Origin of the sequence: Paraconexibacter sp. AEG42_29 (assembly GCF_040581415.1) — a bacterium.
GTDB lineage: Bacteria > Actinomycetota > Thermoleophilia > Solirubrobacterales > Solirubrobacteraceae > Paraconexibacter.
This window is the reverse complement of record NZ_CP114014.1, coordinates 4,551,610-4,566,539: the sequence shown is the minus strand read 5'-3', so window position 1 is coordinate 4,566,539 and position 14,930 is coordinate 4,551,610. Positions and strand designations below refer to the sequence as shown.

The 14,930-nt window shown below is 74.6% G+C and carries 15 protein-coding genes; 5 read left to right on the top strand and 10 right to left on the bottom strand.

What is annotated here, in order from left to right; genetic code table 11:
- Positions 1-34: 34 nt before the first annotated feature.
- From DSM112329_RS22215 to DSM112329_RS22205, 3 genes are all read right to left on the bottom strand, one after another.
- Positions 35-1,228 (bottom strand): lactate 2-monooxygenase, encoded by a 1,194-nt coding sequence (locus DSM112329_RS22215; protein WP_354698742.1) that lies wholly within the window; start codon positions 1,226-1,228, stop codon positions 35-37.
- Between the two features lie 42 nt (positions 1,229-1,270).
- Positions 1,271-1,462 carry a hypothetical protein gene (locus tag DSM112329_RS22210; RefSeq protein WP_354698741.1) on the bottom strand — a complete coding sequence of 64 codons (192 nt, stop codon included), beginning with the start codon at positions 1,460-1,462 and terminating at the stop codon, positions 1,271-1,273.
- Positions 1,463-1,584: 122 nt separating this feature from the next.
- Positions 1,585-2,487, bottom strand: coding sequence for an oxygenase MpaB family protein (locus DSM112329_RS22205; RefSeq protein ID WP_354698740.1), 903 nt, complete (start codon positions 2,485-2,487; stop codon positions 1,585-1,587).
- 96 nt (positions 2,488-2,583) lie between these two features.
- Here DSM112329_RS22205 and DSM112329_RS22200 point away from each other — a divergent pair, with 96 nt between their 5' ends.
- Entirely contained in the window at positions 2,584-4,083 is a 1,500-nt protein-coding gene (locus tag DSM112329_RS22200; RefSeq protein WP_354698739.1) for a helix-turn-helix domain-containing protein, read from the top strand.
- A 538-nt stretch (positions 4,084-4,621) separates the two neighbouring features.
- Here DSM112329_RS22200 and DSM112329_RS22195 read toward each other — a convergent pair.
- From DSM112329_RS22195 to DSM112329_RS22185, 3 genes are all read right to left on the bottom strand, one after another.
- A complete protein-coding gene (locus DSM112329_RS22195; protein WP_354698738.1) occupies positions 4,622-5,566 on the bottom strand; it encodes a PE-PGRS family protein in 945 nt (314 codons plus the stop codon).
- A gap of 303 nt (positions 5,567-5,869) precedes the next feature.
- On the bottom strand, positions 5,870-6,427 hold the full coding sequence (locus DSM112329_RS22190) for an NADPH-dependent FMN reductase (RefSeq protein WP_354698737.1): 558 nt from the start codon (positions 6,425-6,427) through the stop codon (positions 5,870-5,872).
- Positions 6,428-6,432: 5 nt separating this feature from the next.
- On the bottom strand, positions 6,433-6,963 hold the full coding sequence (locus tag DSM112329_RS22185) for a YceI family protein (RefSeq protein ID WP_354698736.1): 531 nt from the start codon (positions 6,961-6,963) through the stop codon (positions 6,433-6,435).
- Between the two features lie 136 nt (positions 6,964-7,099).
- Between DSM112329_RS22185 and DSM112329_RS22180 the strand changes: the two genes are divergently transcribed.
- Complete coding sequence (locus DSM112329_RS22180; protein WP_354698735.1) at positions 7,100-7,696, top strand: helix-turn-helix domain-containing protein; 597 nt, start codon at positions 7,100-7,102, stop codon at positions 7,694-7,696.
- On the opposite strand, the gene DSM112329_RS22175 is transcribed toward DSM112329_RS22180, so the two are convergent.
- Complete coding sequence (locus DSM112329_RS22175; protein WP_354698734.1) at positions 7,680-9,995, bottom strand: ATP-binding protein; 2,316 nt, start codon at positions 9,993-9,995, stop codon at positions 7,680-7,682. The two genes, DSM112329_RS22180 and DSM112329_RS22175, sit on opposite strands and share 17 nt — an antisense overlap.
- 97 nt (positions 9,996-10,092) lie before the next feature.
- Between DSM112329_RS22175 and DSM112329_RS22170 the strand changes: the two genes are divergently transcribed.
- Positions 10,093-10,539 carry a hypothetical protein gene (locus DSM112329_RS22170; RefSeq protein ID WP_354698733.1) on the top strand — a complete coding sequence of 149 codons (447 nt, stop codon included), beginning with the start codon at positions 10,093-10,095 and terminating at the stop codon, positions 10,537-10,539.
- On the opposite strand, the gene DSM112329_RS22165 is transcribed toward DSM112329_RS22170, so the two are convergent.
- Together DSM112329_RS22165 and DSM112329_RS22160 are read right to left on the bottom strand one after the other, a co-directional pair.
- The gene (locus DSM112329_RS22165; protein ID WP_354698732.1) at positions 10,520-11,290 is read right to left on the bottom strand and encodes an N-acetylmuramoyl-L-alanine amidase; all 771 of its coding nucleotides are present in this window, start codon (positions 11,288-11,290) and stop codon (positions 10,520-10,522) included. The genes DSM112329_RS22170 and DSM112329_RS22165 overlap by 20 nt on opposite strands.
- Complete coding sequence (locus DSM112329_RS22160) at positions 11,287-11,850, bottom strand: hypothetical protein (protein ID WP_354698731.1); 564 nt, start codon at positions 11,848-11,850, stop codon at positions 11,287-11,289. Before DSM112329_RS22160 ends, DSM112329_RS22165 begins: the two co-directional genes overlap by 4 nt.
- Positions 11,851-11,919: 69 nt before the next feature.
- Between DSM112329_RS22160 and DSM112329_RS22155 the strand changes: the two genes are divergently transcribed.
- Complete coding sequence (locus DSM112329_RS22155; protein WP_354698730.1) at positions 11,920-13,020, top strand: hypothetical protein; 1,101 nt, start codon at positions 11,920-11,922, stop codon at positions 13,018-13,020.
- 128 nt (positions 13,021-13,148) lie between these two features.
- Positions 13,149-13,973, top strand: coding sequence for a hypothetical protein (locus tag DSM112329_RS22150; protein WP_354698729.1), 825 nt, complete (start codon positions 13,149-13,151; stop codon positions 13,971-13,973).
- Here DSM112329_RS22150 and DSM112329_RS22145 read toward each other — a convergent pair.
- Positions 13,959-14,930: a site-specific DNA-methyltransferase gene (locus DSM112329_RS22145; RefSeq protein WP_354698728.1), complete on the bottom strand. Its 972-nt coding sequence runs from the start codon at positions 14,928-14,930 to the stop codon at positions 13,959-13,961. The genes DSM112329_RS22150 and DSM112329_RS22145 overlap by 15 nt on opposite strands.

Below are 14,930 nucleotides of genomic sequence, written 5' to 3'. Positions count from 1 at the left end.
TGCCGGTTCGGCATCTGCCGGGACGTGCGCGCGGTCAGTGCAGCGGGGTGAGCGCCGCCCGGCCGATCTGGTCCACGTGCGCGAGGCCGCTGAGGGCGAGCGTCAGGTCGAGCTCGGCCAGGAGCGACTGCAGCACGAGCCGCGCGCCGTCCTCGCCGCCCACCGCGAGTCCCCACATCACCGGCCGGCCGACGCAGACCGCGCGCGCACCGAGCGCGAGCGCCTTGAAGACGTCGGCGCCGCAGCGCACGCCGGAGTCGAACAGCACCGTCAGCTCCGCGCCGGCCGCGTCCACGATGCCGGGCAGGGCGTCGAGGGCGCCGATGGCCCCGTCGACCTGGCGACCGCCGTGGTTGGACACGATGATGCCGTCCATCCCGCGGGCGACCGCCTCGCGCGCGTCGTCCGGGCTGAGGATGCCCTTCAGGACGATCGGCAGGCTCGTGCACTCGCGCAGGTACGCGAGGTCGTCCCACGTGACGGACGGGTTCGAGAAGACGCCGACGAACTGGCCGACGGCGGCCATCGGGTCCTCCTCGGGGGTCTTCTCGAGCGTCGACCGGAAGACCGGGTCGCTCAGGTAGTTCGCGATGCCGACCGACTCCAGGAACGGGAGGTAGGCCTCCTGCAGGTCGCGCGGGCGCCAGCCGAGCAGCCACGTGTCGAGGGTGACGACGATCGCCTGGTAGCCGGCGGCCTCGGCGCGCTCGACGAGCGACCGCGCAAGCTCACGGCCGCGTGGCCAGTAGAGCTGGTACCACCGCGGGGACGTCGTCTGGTCCTCCGGCGTCGCGCCGTCGCCGGCCTCCGCAATCGCCTCCATGGTGTAGGACGACGCGGTGGACGCGATCATCGTCAGGCCGGTCGACGCGGCCGCGCGGGCCGTGGCGAGCTCGCCCTGGGGGTGGACGATCGACTGCACGCCGATCGGCGCGATCAGCAGCGGGGCGGGCATCGCGGTGTTCAGGACCGTGCGCTCGAGCGACCGGGTCTCCACGTCGCGCAGCATCCGCGGCACGATGCGCCGGCGACGGAACGCGTCGAGGTTCTCGCGCATCGTGTCCTCGGTGCCGCTACCGCCGTTCAGGTAGCCGCGGGGGCCGGGGGCCAGGCGCTCGGTGGCCTCGCGCTCGAGGGCGTCCCACGCCATCGGGTGTTGCGGGCGCTTGCCGTTGACGGCGCCGTCGAGGTAGATGCCGTACTGGAAGTTGGCGAACGGGGTGCTCATGGGGCGAGCATCGCACGCCGGCCGCGCGCCGGGTGGAGCCGGTCAGGCAGCGACCTTCGCTGCCTGTGTCGCCGCTCGGCCCGCCGGCCGCGCGTCGGGCTTGTTCACGCTGCGAGCTTCGCGGCCGGTGTCGCCGCTCGGCCTGCCGGCCGCGCGTCGGTGCTTGTTCACGCGGCGAGCTTCGCGGCCGGTGTCGCCGCTCGGCCCGCCGGCCGCGCGTCGGTGCTCGCTCACGCGGCGAGCTTCGCGGCCGGTGTCGCCGCTCGGCCCGCCGGCCGCGCGTCAGTGCTTGATCACGCGGCGAGCTTCGCGGCCGGTGTCGCCGCTCGGCCCGCCGGCCGCGCGTCGGTGCTTGATCACGCGGCGAGCTTCGCGGCCGGTGTCGCCGCTGCCACGTCCCCGCGCTCGAGGGCCGCGCGGCGGTACTTGACGTAGGTCGGGCCGAACTCGCCGAGCGGGCCGCGGATCAGGGGTGTCGCCGCGCGCGAGGCAGCCGACAGCACGCGGAACGCGGTCTCCTCGCTGCGGGTCAGGCTCACGCCCAGGCGCGGGCGCAGGTCCGGCGGCAGCATGCCGACGGTCGCGATGCGCAGCTGCAGCGCCATCGGCCGCCGCATGACGCTCCACAGCGCCGGATGCAGGCCGGGGATCGCGGGCGGTGCGGGCCGGTCGAGCGTCTCCAGGAGCTCGGGGACGGCGGGCGTCCACGTCAGCTCCTCGCGCACGACGCGGTCGAAGTACGGGCGGAAGTCGCGCCAGGTGGCGGGCAGGTCGCGTGGGCGCACGCCGATCAGCTTGCCGACGTCGATCCACTGCGCCCAGAACGCCTCGGCCTGCGTGTCGGTCATCGGGCGCGCGAACTGCCGGTGGCCGTCGACGATCGAGCTGGCGAGGGTCGCGTGGACCCAGGCGAAGGCGTCCGGCTCCATCGCGCTGTATGCGACGCCGTCGCCGCGGTGCCCGCGGATGGTGCGGTGCATCTCGCGCACCCGCTTCCCGATGGTGCCCGCCAGCTCGGGTCCGCCCGAGACCGTCCCGTGGACGTAGTCGAGCGTCCGGAGCAGGCGGCCCCACGGGTCTTTGACGAACGAGGAGTACTGGTGGACACCGGCGCCGACGGTCGGGTGGGCGACCTGCAGCAGCGTGGCGTAGCCCGCAGCGGACAGCGCCCGCACGTCGTTGAAGGCGACCGCGACGGGCGACCCCGGACGCGGCGCAAGGGCGGCGTACTCGTCGGGCGGCGGCAGGATGGAGGCCATGCGGCATCTTGGCGCGTGGGCGGGGTGGTGACGCTGTGCTCTGCGCCTGAGCCGGTCGGTTGTCGGTGTGGCGGCGGCACACTAGGCTCGTCGCCTATGGCGGAGACGACGACCTGGCGCCAGGTCCTGCTGGCCGCTGGGCTCGACGTCGGCGTCGACCGGCTGGTCGAGGTCGCCGCGGTCGCCATCGAGGAGCAGCTTCCGTTCCTGCGCGACGACGCCGATCTGCGCGACGCGGCACGGCGCAGCGCCGCCGCCAACCTCGAGCTGATGCTGCACCTCGTCCAGGACCCGGGCGTCCTCGACGACCTCGAGCCGCCGCCGGCCGCGATGGCGTTCGCGCGCGAGCTCGCCCGGCGCCACGTGCCTGTCGCGGACCTCGGCCGCGCCTACCGCGTCGCGCAGCACGTCCTGTGGCAGTGGTCGGTCGACGAGATCCGCGCCCGCATCGCGGACCCGGCGACCGTCGCCGACGCCGTCGAGGAGCTCTCGGACGCCGCGTTCCGCACCGGGGACATCTTCAGCACGCTGGTCATGGAGCGCTACGCCGCCGAGCGCGAGCGCTGGATGCGCAGCGGCGAAGCGGTCCGCCGGGCCGCGGTCGCCGAGCTGCTTGCCGGGACGCGCGTCGACGTCGCGGCGACGAGCAGCCGATTGGGTTACGAGCTGCGCGGGCAGCACCAGGCGTTCGTGGTCTGGGCGGACGAGGACGACGCGAGCCCGGAGACGCTGGCAGCGGCAGTCGGCGGGTCGCGTGCGCTGGTGGTCGCCCTCGGTGACGGCCTGGTGGCCGGGTGGGCGCCGCCGGGGACGCTGGTCCTTGACCCCGGCGGTCCCGACGGCGTCGTCGCCGCGGCTGGGGGTCGTGCGGCCACGGCCGGGCCTGGGGCCGTGCCTGCGACTGCGTCTGGGGCTGCGACTGCGACTGCGACTGCGCGTGCGGCTGGGGATGCGACTGCGCGTGCGGCTGGGGATGCGACTGCGCGTGCGGCTGGGGATGCGACTGCGCGTGCGGCTGGGGATGCGACTGCGCGTGCGGCTGCGACTGGGGCTCGGCGTGCGGCTGGGGGTGCGCGTGTGGGTGGGCCTGCGCCCGGAGCCAGGTCGGTGCCCGCGGCGGTCGGTTCGGCTGCGCGCGGGACCGTGCCGGTGCATGAGCCGGACGCGTTGGCGCGGGTCGCGGTCGGATCGGCGGGCAGCGGCGTGGCCGGGTTCCGCTCGAGCCACCACGAGGCGATGGAGGCTCGGCGCGTGGCGCGGCTGCTCGCCGTGCCGACGTCCGGTCCGGTTCAGCACCGGGACGTGGCGCTCTTGGCGCTGCTGACGCATGACCTCGTCCAGGCCCGCCGGTTCCTCGCGGCGACGCTCGGCTCGCTGGCCGGCGCCGAGCCGCCGGCGCGCCGGCTGGCAGCGACACTGCGGGTCCTGCTCGAGGAGCAGGGCAGTCCGCGCCGCGCGGGTCGCCGGCTGGGCGTCCACGAGAACACCGTGGCCAAGCGGCAGGCGGCAATCGACCGCGCGCTACCACCGGCGGAGCGCGCAGGCCCGGCGGAGCTGCTGGCCGCGCTGACGCTGTTGGAGGCCCTGGAAGGCTGAATGCCGAATCACCCCCGGCGCGTGGTGGCCGCTGGCGAATCGCACGGGTCGGGGCCTGGTGGATCGCCATTCACCGCGGCGTGGGGTGGCCGGTGGCGGATTGCCCGGGTCGGGCCTGGTGGATCGTCTTCCGCCGCGGAGTGCGGCGGCGACTGGCGGATCGCACGGGTCGGGGCCTGGTGGATCGCCATTCACCGCGGCGTGGGGTGGCCGGTGGCGGATTGCCCGGGTCGGGGCCGGGTGGATCGTCTTCCGCCGCGGAGTGCGGCGGCGACTGGCGGATCGCACGGGTCGGGGCCTGGTGGATCGCCATTCACCGCGGCGTGGGGTGGCCGGTGGCGGATTGCCTGGGTCGGGGCCGGGTGGATCGTCATTCACCGCGGCGCGTGGTGGCCGGTGGCGGATCGCGAGGCTCCGGGCCGGGTGGATCGTCATTCACCCGCGGTCTCCGGTGCGACGTCGATCCCGCTGACCCACTGGCCGGGCAGCGCGGGCCCGTCTGCTGTCGCTGTGGCGACCTACGACGGGCCCGCGGGCGTCAGCGTCCGCGCGTTCCGGGGCGACCGTAGCGGCGCAGCAGTGGTGCCGCGCCCTCCGGGGCCGTGAGCGCGGTGCGGCCGGACCGGTCCAGCGCCAGCGATTCCCCCTGACCCTCGCCGGCCAGGTCGACGTCCGCCCGGCATGTTGGTGACCGGGCGAGCGTCGTCGCCAGCGGCTCGCGTCCCTGTCGCTGCCAGACCGCCAGCGACGTGTACGTCCGCAGCGCCACCACTCGTCCGTCGCCGCTGACGTCCCCGGCTGTGACCCACCCGAGGTCGATCGCCGGGCCCCGGCGCAACGTCGTCGTCCCGGCGGTGGCGTCCCCACCGGCCACGCTCGCGGGGACGGTGTACGCGCGGCCGCCGCCGAGCGCCTTCGTGACGATCACGAGCTCGCGCCGGAGCGGGTCGGCCAGCAGCGCCTCGGCGTCGTGCGGGCCGTCCGGGTAGCGCAGGTCGAGCCGAGTGGCGAGGCCGGTAGCGCCGCCGGCCGGCCCCGGTTCGGCGAGGCGGTAGACCTGGACCGACGACCGGGCCGCTGCGTTGTCCCCGATATCCGCGACGAAGAGCACGGCGCGGTCGTCCGGCCCGCGCCCGGAGGCGATGTCCTCCCAGTCGACGGCCTCCGCACCGGTGACGGACACGGTCCCCAGCACGGTGCCGTCGGTCCGGGCGACGGTGAGGACGGGAGCGGCGCCGGAGTCCTCGTTCGCGAACAGGACCGACGGGTTACGACGACTGCGCGCGAGGCCGCTGAGCTCGTCGAGAGCGGGATCGCGGAGGCGGCCGAGAGTGACGGGGCGGCCCGGGCGGCACAGGGCCGGCGGGCGTGCGGCCGGTGCCGACGGCGCCGCGGTGCCCGTCCCGGCTGGACGGACCGAGGTCGTCGGCGGGGCGGCGGGCGTGCCGGACCCGTCCCCGCACCCGGCGACGACAGCAGCCACGGCGAGCAGCGCGGCGGTACGGACGGGGGCGGAGGGCCGGGTACGGATGCCGACCAGTGTGCCGCCTTCGCCACCCCGCCGATCCGGCACGACCCCGACCGCGGCACCGACCGTCGGTTTCCCCACCCATGGGGACGGGGGAACCGACGGTCGATGGCCCCAGCGGCCGACGGCAGCATCGAACGTCGGTTCCCCCACGCAGGCGCGAGGGGAAACCGACGTTCGGCCCGGGGAGGGTCCGACCTGCGGGGCAGGCGGGGAGGGTCCGACCAGCGGGGCAGGCGGCGCGCGCCCGACCCGCGGTCAGGCGGCGCGCGCAGCCTCGCGGGCGCGGACCGCGTCCGCCAGCTCCTCGATCACTGTCACCAGCTGCGCCTCGAGCTCGGCGTCCGTGAGCTTCCCGGCCGCGTCGAACTGCTCGTCCGCGCTGGGGACCGGGAGCTCCGTGTCCGCCACGCGGGCGCCGATCGCCTTCAGCACCTTGCGCGTCTCGGCCTGGGCCCAGACGGCGCCGAACATGCCGGTCGACGCGCCGATCACCGCGGCCGGCTTGCCACGCAACGGGGTGTCCGCGAGGGGCCGCGACATCCAGTCCAGCGCGTTCTTCAGCTGCCCGGGGATCGAGCTGTTGTACTCGGGGGTGGAGATCAGGACGCCGTCGGCGGCCGCGATCTCCTCACGCAGGCGGACCACGGATGCGTCCGGCGTCGCCAGCGTGTCGTCGTCATACGGCGGGATGTCCCGCAGTCCGTCGTGAATCGTCAGCTCGACGCCCGCGGGCAGCATCTCTGCCGCCGCCCGCAGGAGCGCCGTGTTGTGCGAGTCCCGACGCAGCGAGCCCGAGATGGCCAGGATCCGCATGCCGATCAGCCCTTGTGGAACTCGAGCTCGACGACGAGGGTCACGTCGTTCGAGAGGGCCTTGCCGCCCTTGGGGAGGTCGGCGTTCCAGTCGACGCCGAACGCGGCGCGGTCGATCGTCGTCTCGAACGTGAACCCGAGGCGCGTGTTGCCCATGAAGTCCTCGGTCGGGCCGTTGACGGCGCCGACGGCGTTCAGCGGCTTCGTGACGCCCTTCAGCGTCAGCTCGCCGTCGATCTTCGCGACGTCGCCGTCGAGGTCGATGGAGGAGGACGCAAAGGTGATCTCCGGGTACTGCTCGGCGTCGAAGAAGTCCGGCGCGAGGAGGTGGGCGACGAGGTTCTCGTCCTTGACCTTGACGGACGCGACCTTGACGGAGCCGCTCAGCTTGCCATCGGACAGCTCGGCGGTGAAGTCCTCGAAGCCGCCGCGGAACTGGGCGACCAGGTACTTGACGGAGAAGTCGGCGGACGAGTGGACCGGGGCGAAGTTCCAGGTTCCGGCGAGGCGGTCGGTGGTGGTGTCGGTGGTGCTCATGGTGGTGCTCCTTCGATTGTGGGGGGGGGGAGTGCTGATGGGGAGCGGACCGCGGTCCGCTTTGCTGCGTGGATCCAAGGTAGCACAAACGGACCGCGGTCCGTTAATGCCGTGTGATCCGGTATGCTGGACCTCCGTGGAACTCCCCGTCGTCCAACCCGTCACCCCGAAGGAACGCGCCGACGCCGTCGCGAACCGGCAGCGGATCCTGGACGCGGCCACGCGGCTGTTCGCCGAGAACGGGGTGGGGTGCACGTCGATGGACGCCATCGCGGCCGCGGCCGGAGTCGGCAAGGGGACCGTCTTCCGGCGTTTCGGCGACCGAGCATCGCTCGCCCTGGCGGTCCTGGACGCCTCGGAGACGACGCTGCAGGAGGCGATGATCCGGGGGCCGGCGCCGCTCGGCCCCGGCGCCCCGCCGCGGGACCGCCTGCTGGCGTTCGGCGACGCGATGCTCGATCGCCTCGAGGAGCACCACGAGATCCTGCTCGAAGCCGAGATCAGCCACGGCTCGTACCTGCGCTCAGAGCCGCACGCGGTCCACCGGACGCACACCCGCCACCTGCTCGCGCAGCTGCGCCCCGACGCCGACAACGAGTACCTCGTCGACGTGCTCCTGGCCCCGCTCACCGCGCGCGTCTTCACCGACCAGCGCCACCACCGCGGGCTGACGCTCAAGCAGCTGAAGGCCGGCTACGCCGACACGGTCTGCCGGCTCACGCGGGACTGTTGACCGCGTCGGCCACGGGCGGCAGCCAGACCGCGACGTGGGTCCCGCCGTCCGCGGCACGCCGCAGGTCGGTGCGTCCACCGGTCGCGGCGACGCGCTCGCGGACCGTCGCCAGCCCGATGTGCCCGCGGTCCAGTGCCGCCCGGGCCTGAGCCGGATCGAAGCCGACGCCGTCGTCCCGGACGTCAAGGGCGATGCCGCCGTCCTGCGGCCGGACGCTGATGTGCACGAGCCCGGCCTCCGCGTGCTTGGCCGCGTTGACGTAGAGCTCGCGCGTGAGCTGGGCGAGCAGCCCGTCCCGGATGCCCTCGACGACCGGGTCGACCGTGATGCTGACCGGCGGCCCGTCGCGGCGGACGGCGACCAGCGCGAGCGCGTCGGCCAGGCCGCCGGCGACCGCGGGAGCGCCCTCGCCGACGTCGAGCTCGCTGGCGGTCCGGCCGAGGCTCGCGAGCGCCAGGTCGAGCGCCTCGAGCGCCGGCGCCACCGCGGCAGCGTCGCCCTGGCCGGCCTCCTCGAGGTCCTGCCGGGCGACGAGCAGCAGTTGCAGCACGTCGTCGTGCAGCTGCAGGGCGAGGCGGCGCCGCTCGGCGTCCTCGGCGACCAACAGCCCGGTGAGCAGCCGCAGCCGTCGGCCCGAGACCTCGAACAGGCGCCCTTGCAGCCGTGCTCGGACGGAGGCTTCGACCACCCCCGCGAGCACCGCCCACGCCGCCGCGATCGACATGGCAGGCTGCGTCGTCTCGCCCAGCAGCGCCAGGGCCAGGGCGCCTGCCGCACACGCCAGGCCGACGACCACCGGCCGGAACACCACTGCTGCGGTGACGGGGAAGGCGATCGCTGCGGGAAGGAGGGCGAGCTGCGCCTCGGTCCCGGCGAAGGCGAACGAGGCCGGGAGCAGGACGAGGTTGGAGAGCAACATCGCGACGTAGATCCAGCCGCGACGCGGCCGCCGCAGGACCCAGCTGTACAGCAGCATCAGCGCCGCCGTGGGCACGGCGACGAACCAGTAGGCCGGCTCGGCGCCACCGACGAGCAGCGGGACTGCCAGCCCGACGACCACGAACCCGGCGTGCACAGCGGCGATGAACGGGCCCATGTCCCGGAAGTCCCGGCCGAGGACGGTCCGCGCCCGCTCGTCCGTCAGCGCCAGCCCACGGAGCCGGAGGTCGATCCGGCGCCCGTCGCGGTCGCTTCCGAGGGTCGCATCGCTGACTCCAGGCCGGGCGGTCAGCGCGGCCCATCGCAGCTGCACGGTCCGGCGGTCCAGCGGCGATGCCGGGCCGGCGGCGACCTCCACGCGAACGCTGCGGCCCACGCTTCGCGCGCGGACGGTCACGACGCGCGTCGCCGTGCCGACGACCAGCGCGAGCGCATCGCGGACGACGGCGCCGAGCGGCTCGGCCAGGCCTTCAGGGACCGTGTCGTCGACATCGACGTCGATGGTGCAGCCGGGCGCGCGGCGCATCGCCAGCTGCCGCAGGCGGGCATCGACCGGACCGGTCAACCCGGACATGCCGTGTAGCTCGTAGACGACGGCACGAGTGGCGTCGGTGATCGACCGCACCCGCTCCGCGAGCGTGGTGAACAGCGCGCGAGGCGGTCCGTCCGGTCCCGGAACCGCGGCCGCGGCGGCGGCCCGGATGACGGTCAGCGGCTCGAGCGCGACGATGCGCAGCTCGTCGGCGACACGCTGGCGGACGAGGCTCTGCGCGCTGGCCGGGACGAGCGCGCTCCAGACCGCATCGAGGCCGTCCAGGCGACGCCAGAACGCCGCCCGGCCCCGGGCCGCCACGACCCCGATGACGGTCGCCCAGACGCCTTCGACCAGGAAGGCGGCGATGGCGTCGGGCTCCCCGCCGAGCGCGATGCGGCCGGCTGCGATCCCGAAGCCGGCGATCACGATCGGCCACGGCCGCAGGACGAGCGCGGCCACGAGCGGCATGACCATGAAGACCAGGAGGACCGGGCTGTCGCCGCCACCGCTGAGCGCGCAGGCCACGAGCAGGAACGCACCGTCGAGCCAGAGCGCGACGTTCGCCGTCCGCGAGCCCGTGCGTTCTTCGCGCCACAGCAGCCGGCTCGTGGCCGCGACGGCCAGCGCCCCGGCCGCCGCCAGCGGCAGGTAGACGCCGAGGCGCGGATCGTCCACGGTCGAGCCGAGCGCGAGAACGACGAGGACCGCGGAGAGCCGCAGGATGGTGAGCGCGATCAGCGCCGTGCGGCGAGCGCCAATCGCGAGGGATCCGCCGTCGGGTTCGGCCGTGCCTGAATCCGGTGTGCTCAGGGCCCCCGCGTTCACGCGGACAACCGTAGACCTCGGCACGCCGAGCCGCGTAACGCGTCGCCTGTCGCGGTTGCACCTTGTGGCCGCCACGCCCGCGTGGGAGCCTGGCGCGATGGCGACCGGTCCTCCGTCCCGCGCACGTGCCGTCCTCGCGGCGCCGCTGTGCGTGGCGGCGGTCGTCGCCGGCGGGGTGGCGGTGGTCCCGGTCGTGGCCCCCGCCGCAGCCGTCAAGAAGAAGTCGATCTCCTACTCGGGCATCCGCGGGCAGGTGACCTACGCGAGCTTCGTCATCCGTGGCCAGAGCGTCGTCGGGCTGTTCGTCGGCGGGGTCTGCCTGCCGAACATCGCGCTCATCGAGGACGGCACCGACCCGCCGCTCCGCATCCGGCGCGGGGGCTTCGGGATGGACCGGTCGACGGACGCCTATCGGATCAAGCTCACCGCGACGGATATCGGGAACCGGCGTTACCGGGTCAGCTACACGCTGCGGAACAAACGCGCGAAGGCATCGTGCTCCTACAAGGTGATCGCGCGGCGGACTACGCCGGGCGGCGCGTGACGAACCGGGCGATGCCGTTCGCGATCCCGCGGGCGACCTTCAGCCGGTAGTCAGGGCTCGTCATGCCCCGCGCGTCGGTGGCGTTGCGCATGTTGCCGGTCTCGATGAAGACGGCAGGGACGTCGGCGACGCGAAGGCCGCCGAGGTCGCCGCGGCGATCGATCCCGTTGCGGCCGATGTAGTTCGCATACGGCTGCCTGGTCGCGAACCGGAAGGAGCCGCGCAGGTCGACTGCGAGCCGGTGCGACGCGCTGAAGATGTCGTCGGTCAGTCCGTCGATGCGCGCCGGCTCGATCACGTGGAACCCGCGGTTGCCGGCGCCGGAGCCGTCGGCGTGAATCGAGACGGACGCGTCGGCGTTCGCGCGGTTGGCGATGCGCGCACGCTCGTTCACGCACGGGCCGACGCCGGTGTTGCTGCTGCGGGTGAGGATCACGGTGGCCCCGCGGTTGCGCAGGACCCGGCGGGCGCGCTTGGCGACGTCCCAGGTGTAGGCCGCCTCCGAGTAGCCGCTGTTGGTCGCCGTGCCGGTCGTGTTGCACGCCTTGCGCTGGCCGCCGCCGACGTCGACCTGGCGGTTGATCTGCTGCGGGTGGCTCGCGTTGCCGCCGTTGTGGCCGGGGTCGAGGACGACCGTCTTGCCGGCGAGTGAGCTGTCCTTGGCGACCGCGGTCCCGGCGACGGGCCCGGTCGCCAGGACCGCGGCCGTCGTCGTCATCAGGAGCAGGGTCAGCGGTCGGCGGCGGGTCATGGGTAGCGCATCATGCCGACCGCGGCGCGCGGGGCGTCGAGGTCGAACGCGGTCTCCGGGGGCAGGTCGCCGGCGAGGTTGGCCCGGGGGACGAGCGTCAGTCGCTGGTAGCGGCGGGTCGCTGCCGTCGCCGCGGCGGCGGCCCGGGTCAGTGCGCGGACGGCCGCGGCGCGGGACCCGGCCCGCACGGCGACGCCGGTCTCCCGCAGGAACGTCGCCTGGTCGCGGGCGGCGGCCAGCAGCTGGGTCGTCGCCTCCGAGCCCTGGGCGGTCGGCGCGATCAGGCTGACGACGTCGTCCGTCTGGGCGGACGTGGGCTCGAGCAGGGCATGAAGCCGGTCGAGCGAGGCGCGCGTGGGCGTGACCGCGGTGATGGCCTCGGCGCTGGCCGTCATGGCGGACGTGAGCGAGCGGGCCGCTGCGGTGAGGGCCTGCGTGGGCGGGCCGTCACCGGCGGCGGTTCCGGTGGTCGCCGTGGTGCTCGTATCGTCCCCGCACCCGGCGGCGAGCAGGGCTGCCGCGAGCAGGCCCAGCACGAGGGGTCGACGACCGGAGCGCATGGCGCCGGAGCCTAGCCAAGCCCGGGCCGGGGGTCCCACTGCGCGGCGGGACGTGTCAGGCTCTGCGGCGTGCGTCGTGCCGTCCCGTCCTTCGTCCTCGCCGTGACCTGCGCCCTGCTCGCCGGCTGCGGCAGCAGCGGGGACGACGGGCCGCCGAGCGTCGCCCAGGTGGACGCGCGCCTGGCCGCGACGATCGACGCCTCGGCCAAGCGTCGCCAGGCGGAGTTCCGGTCCGTCGGTGCCGGACAGGCCATCGACGACACCAACGCGCAGAACCCCGAGCTCCCCGGCGCCGAACCCGCCGATCCGCCACCCGCGGCGTCGGCGCCCGCCGAGGCCCGTCCCAAGGCGACGGCGAAGACCAAGCGGCCGAAGGCGAAGCGCGCGCCGGCGCCGGCGCCGTCCCGCCCGGCGGCCACCCGCACCCGCGGACCCCTCCTGAGCGACGCCGATCGCTCGAGCTTCGGGGCGCTCGCCTCGAGCCTCGGGGGTACCAGCGGCGTGGCCGTCATGCCGGCCGGCCGGGGCGGGACCGTGCAGACCGCGGGCAGCCTGCAGACCGGTGTCGCCTGGTCGACGATGAAGACGGGCGTCGCCGCCGCGACCTACGCCAAGGGCACGGGGGGCAGCTCCGCCGGCCTCCTGTCGCGGGCGATCACCGCGTCGGACAACAGCGCCGCCGAGAGCCTGTGGAGCAACCTCGGGCCACCGTCGCAAGCCGGTGCCCTCGTCGAGGCGCAGCTGCGCGCGGCCGGGGACGTGTCCACGAGCGTGCAGACGCAGCGGGTGCGCTCCGGCTTCACGGCGTTCGGCCAGACGCAGTGGCCGCTCGCCGGCCAGGTCCGGTTCACCGCGGGGATGACCTGCACCGGACCCGGTCGGCAGGTCCTCGCGCTCATGGGCCAGGTCGTCGCCGATCAACGGTGGGGGCTCGGCTCGGCCGGCGTGAGTGCACGCTTCAAAGGCGGGTGGGGACCCGGGTCGGGGGGCGGCTACCTGGTCCGCCAGATGGGCATCCTGCGGATCCGCGGCCACCAGGTCGCGGTGACGATCGCCACGCAGCCGGCCGACGGATCGTTCGGTGGCGGGACCCGCAACCTGACCGCGATCGCCAAGTGGGTCGTCGCCCACGTCGACCCGGCCGCCGCGCCGATCACGCCGGTCTGCTGACCGGTCCGCGGGGACCTCGTGCGCTGGCGCACGTCGTGCATGCACCAGCGCACACGGTCCCCACGTCACCCGCGGCTGTCCGGCCCACGCCTCGCGCCCACGGCCACCCGCCCGGCTACCGTCTCGGGATGCGCCTGTCCCGCCTGTCCCCGCTTGTGGCCGCCCTGACGCTCGCCGGTCTCGCCGCTCCGGCAGCCGACGCCGAGCTGCTGAGCGCCCGCGACAAGGCCAGCTTCGGCAAGCTGCAGTCGAAGCTCGGCGGGCAGATCGGGCTGGCCGTCTCCCCGCTCGGGAAGGGCCAGGCGGTCGAGAGCGCCGGCTCGCTGAAGAGCGCGATCGCGTGGTCCACCAGCAAGGTCCCGGTCGCGATGGCCGTGGTCGCCGCTGGCCGCACGAGCGCGCAGTCGTCGAACCTCCGCGCGGCCATCACCGCGTCCGACAACGCGGCGGCCGAGCGACTGTGGTCGAGCCTCGGGTCGGGCACGAAGGCCGCCGGCGCCGCGACGCGGCAGCTGCGCAGCGCCGGCGACCGCACCACCACGGTGCAGTCGAGGCGCCTGCGGAGCGGGTACACCGCGTTCGGGCAGACGGTCTGGGCGGTCGCCGACCAGGCCCGGTTCGTCGCCGGGATGCCGTGTCTGAAGGCCGGCCGCGCGGTCCTCGACCTGATGGGCCAGACGGTCGGCGGCCAGCGCTGGGGCCTCGGGCGGATCGACGGGGCGGCGCAGCTCAAGGGCGGCTGGGGGCCGGGCAGCAGCCCCGGGGCGAACGGGGGCTACATCGATCGCCAGATGGGCATCGCGCGCGTCGGCGGGCGCCGGGTGGCGATCGCGATGATCAGCCGTCCGGCCGACGGCAGCCACGAGACCGGGACGCGCAACATGACCGCGATCGCGACGTGGGCCAAGGACCACCTCAGCGTCGCCGGCGTCCCGGCCTCACCCGGCTGCTGAGTCCGGCGGGGCGGCCCGCGGCGGCGGCGCTCCGGCGTCCGGCGTGACCTCGAGCGGGGCGACGGCCGGGGGCGTGGTGGCCGGTGGCCTGCGCCGCCGCGGCTGCGGGATCCGCTCGACCGCCGGCGCGTCCGGGTCGATCGCGGCCAGACGGGCCGTGATGACCTTGATGGCCGCCGTGCTCTCGTCCACCAGGACGTAGCCGCGGCCGTGCCGCGCGGCGACCGCGCCCAGCGTCCCGCTGCCGGCGAAGAAGTCCAGGCACATGTCGCCGGGGCGTGAGGACGCGAGCACCATCCGCCGCACGATCCCCTCCGGTTTCTGGGTCGGGTAGCCGGTCTTCTCGCGGCCGGTCGGCGAGACGATCGTGTGCCACCAGACGTCGGTCGGCAGCTTGCCGCGGGCGGCCTTCTCGGGCGTGACGAGGCCCGGGGCCATGTACGGCTCGCGGTCGACCTCGGCCGCGTCGAAGTAGTTCGCCGCCAGGTCGCGGGCGTACACGAGGATCGTGTCGTGCTTGGCCGGCCAGCGGCGGGTCGCACGAGCGCCGTAGTCGTACGCCCAGATGATCTCGTTGAGGAAGTTCTCGCGGCCGAAGACCTCGTCGAGCAGCAGCTTGCAGTAGTGCGCCTCGCGGTAGTCGATGTGGAAGTACAGCGTCCCGCTCGCCGCCAGGACGCGGCGCGCCTGCACCAGGCGCGGCTCCAGGAACGCCAGGTAGTCGCCGAACTCGTCCACGTAGGAGGACCCGGCCAGCAGCCGGCTCGCGTACCGCCGTCCCGCGAACCCGATCCGGTCGCCGCCGTCGTCGGGCTGGATCTTCAGGGTCCGCGCGGTCTGCCGCTTGCCGGTGTTGAACGGTGGATCGATGTAGACCATCTGGAACGCGCCGTCGCCGAGGGTGGGGAGGACCTTCAGGTTCTCCCCGCGGATGATGCGGTTCGGGGGCGCGGCCAC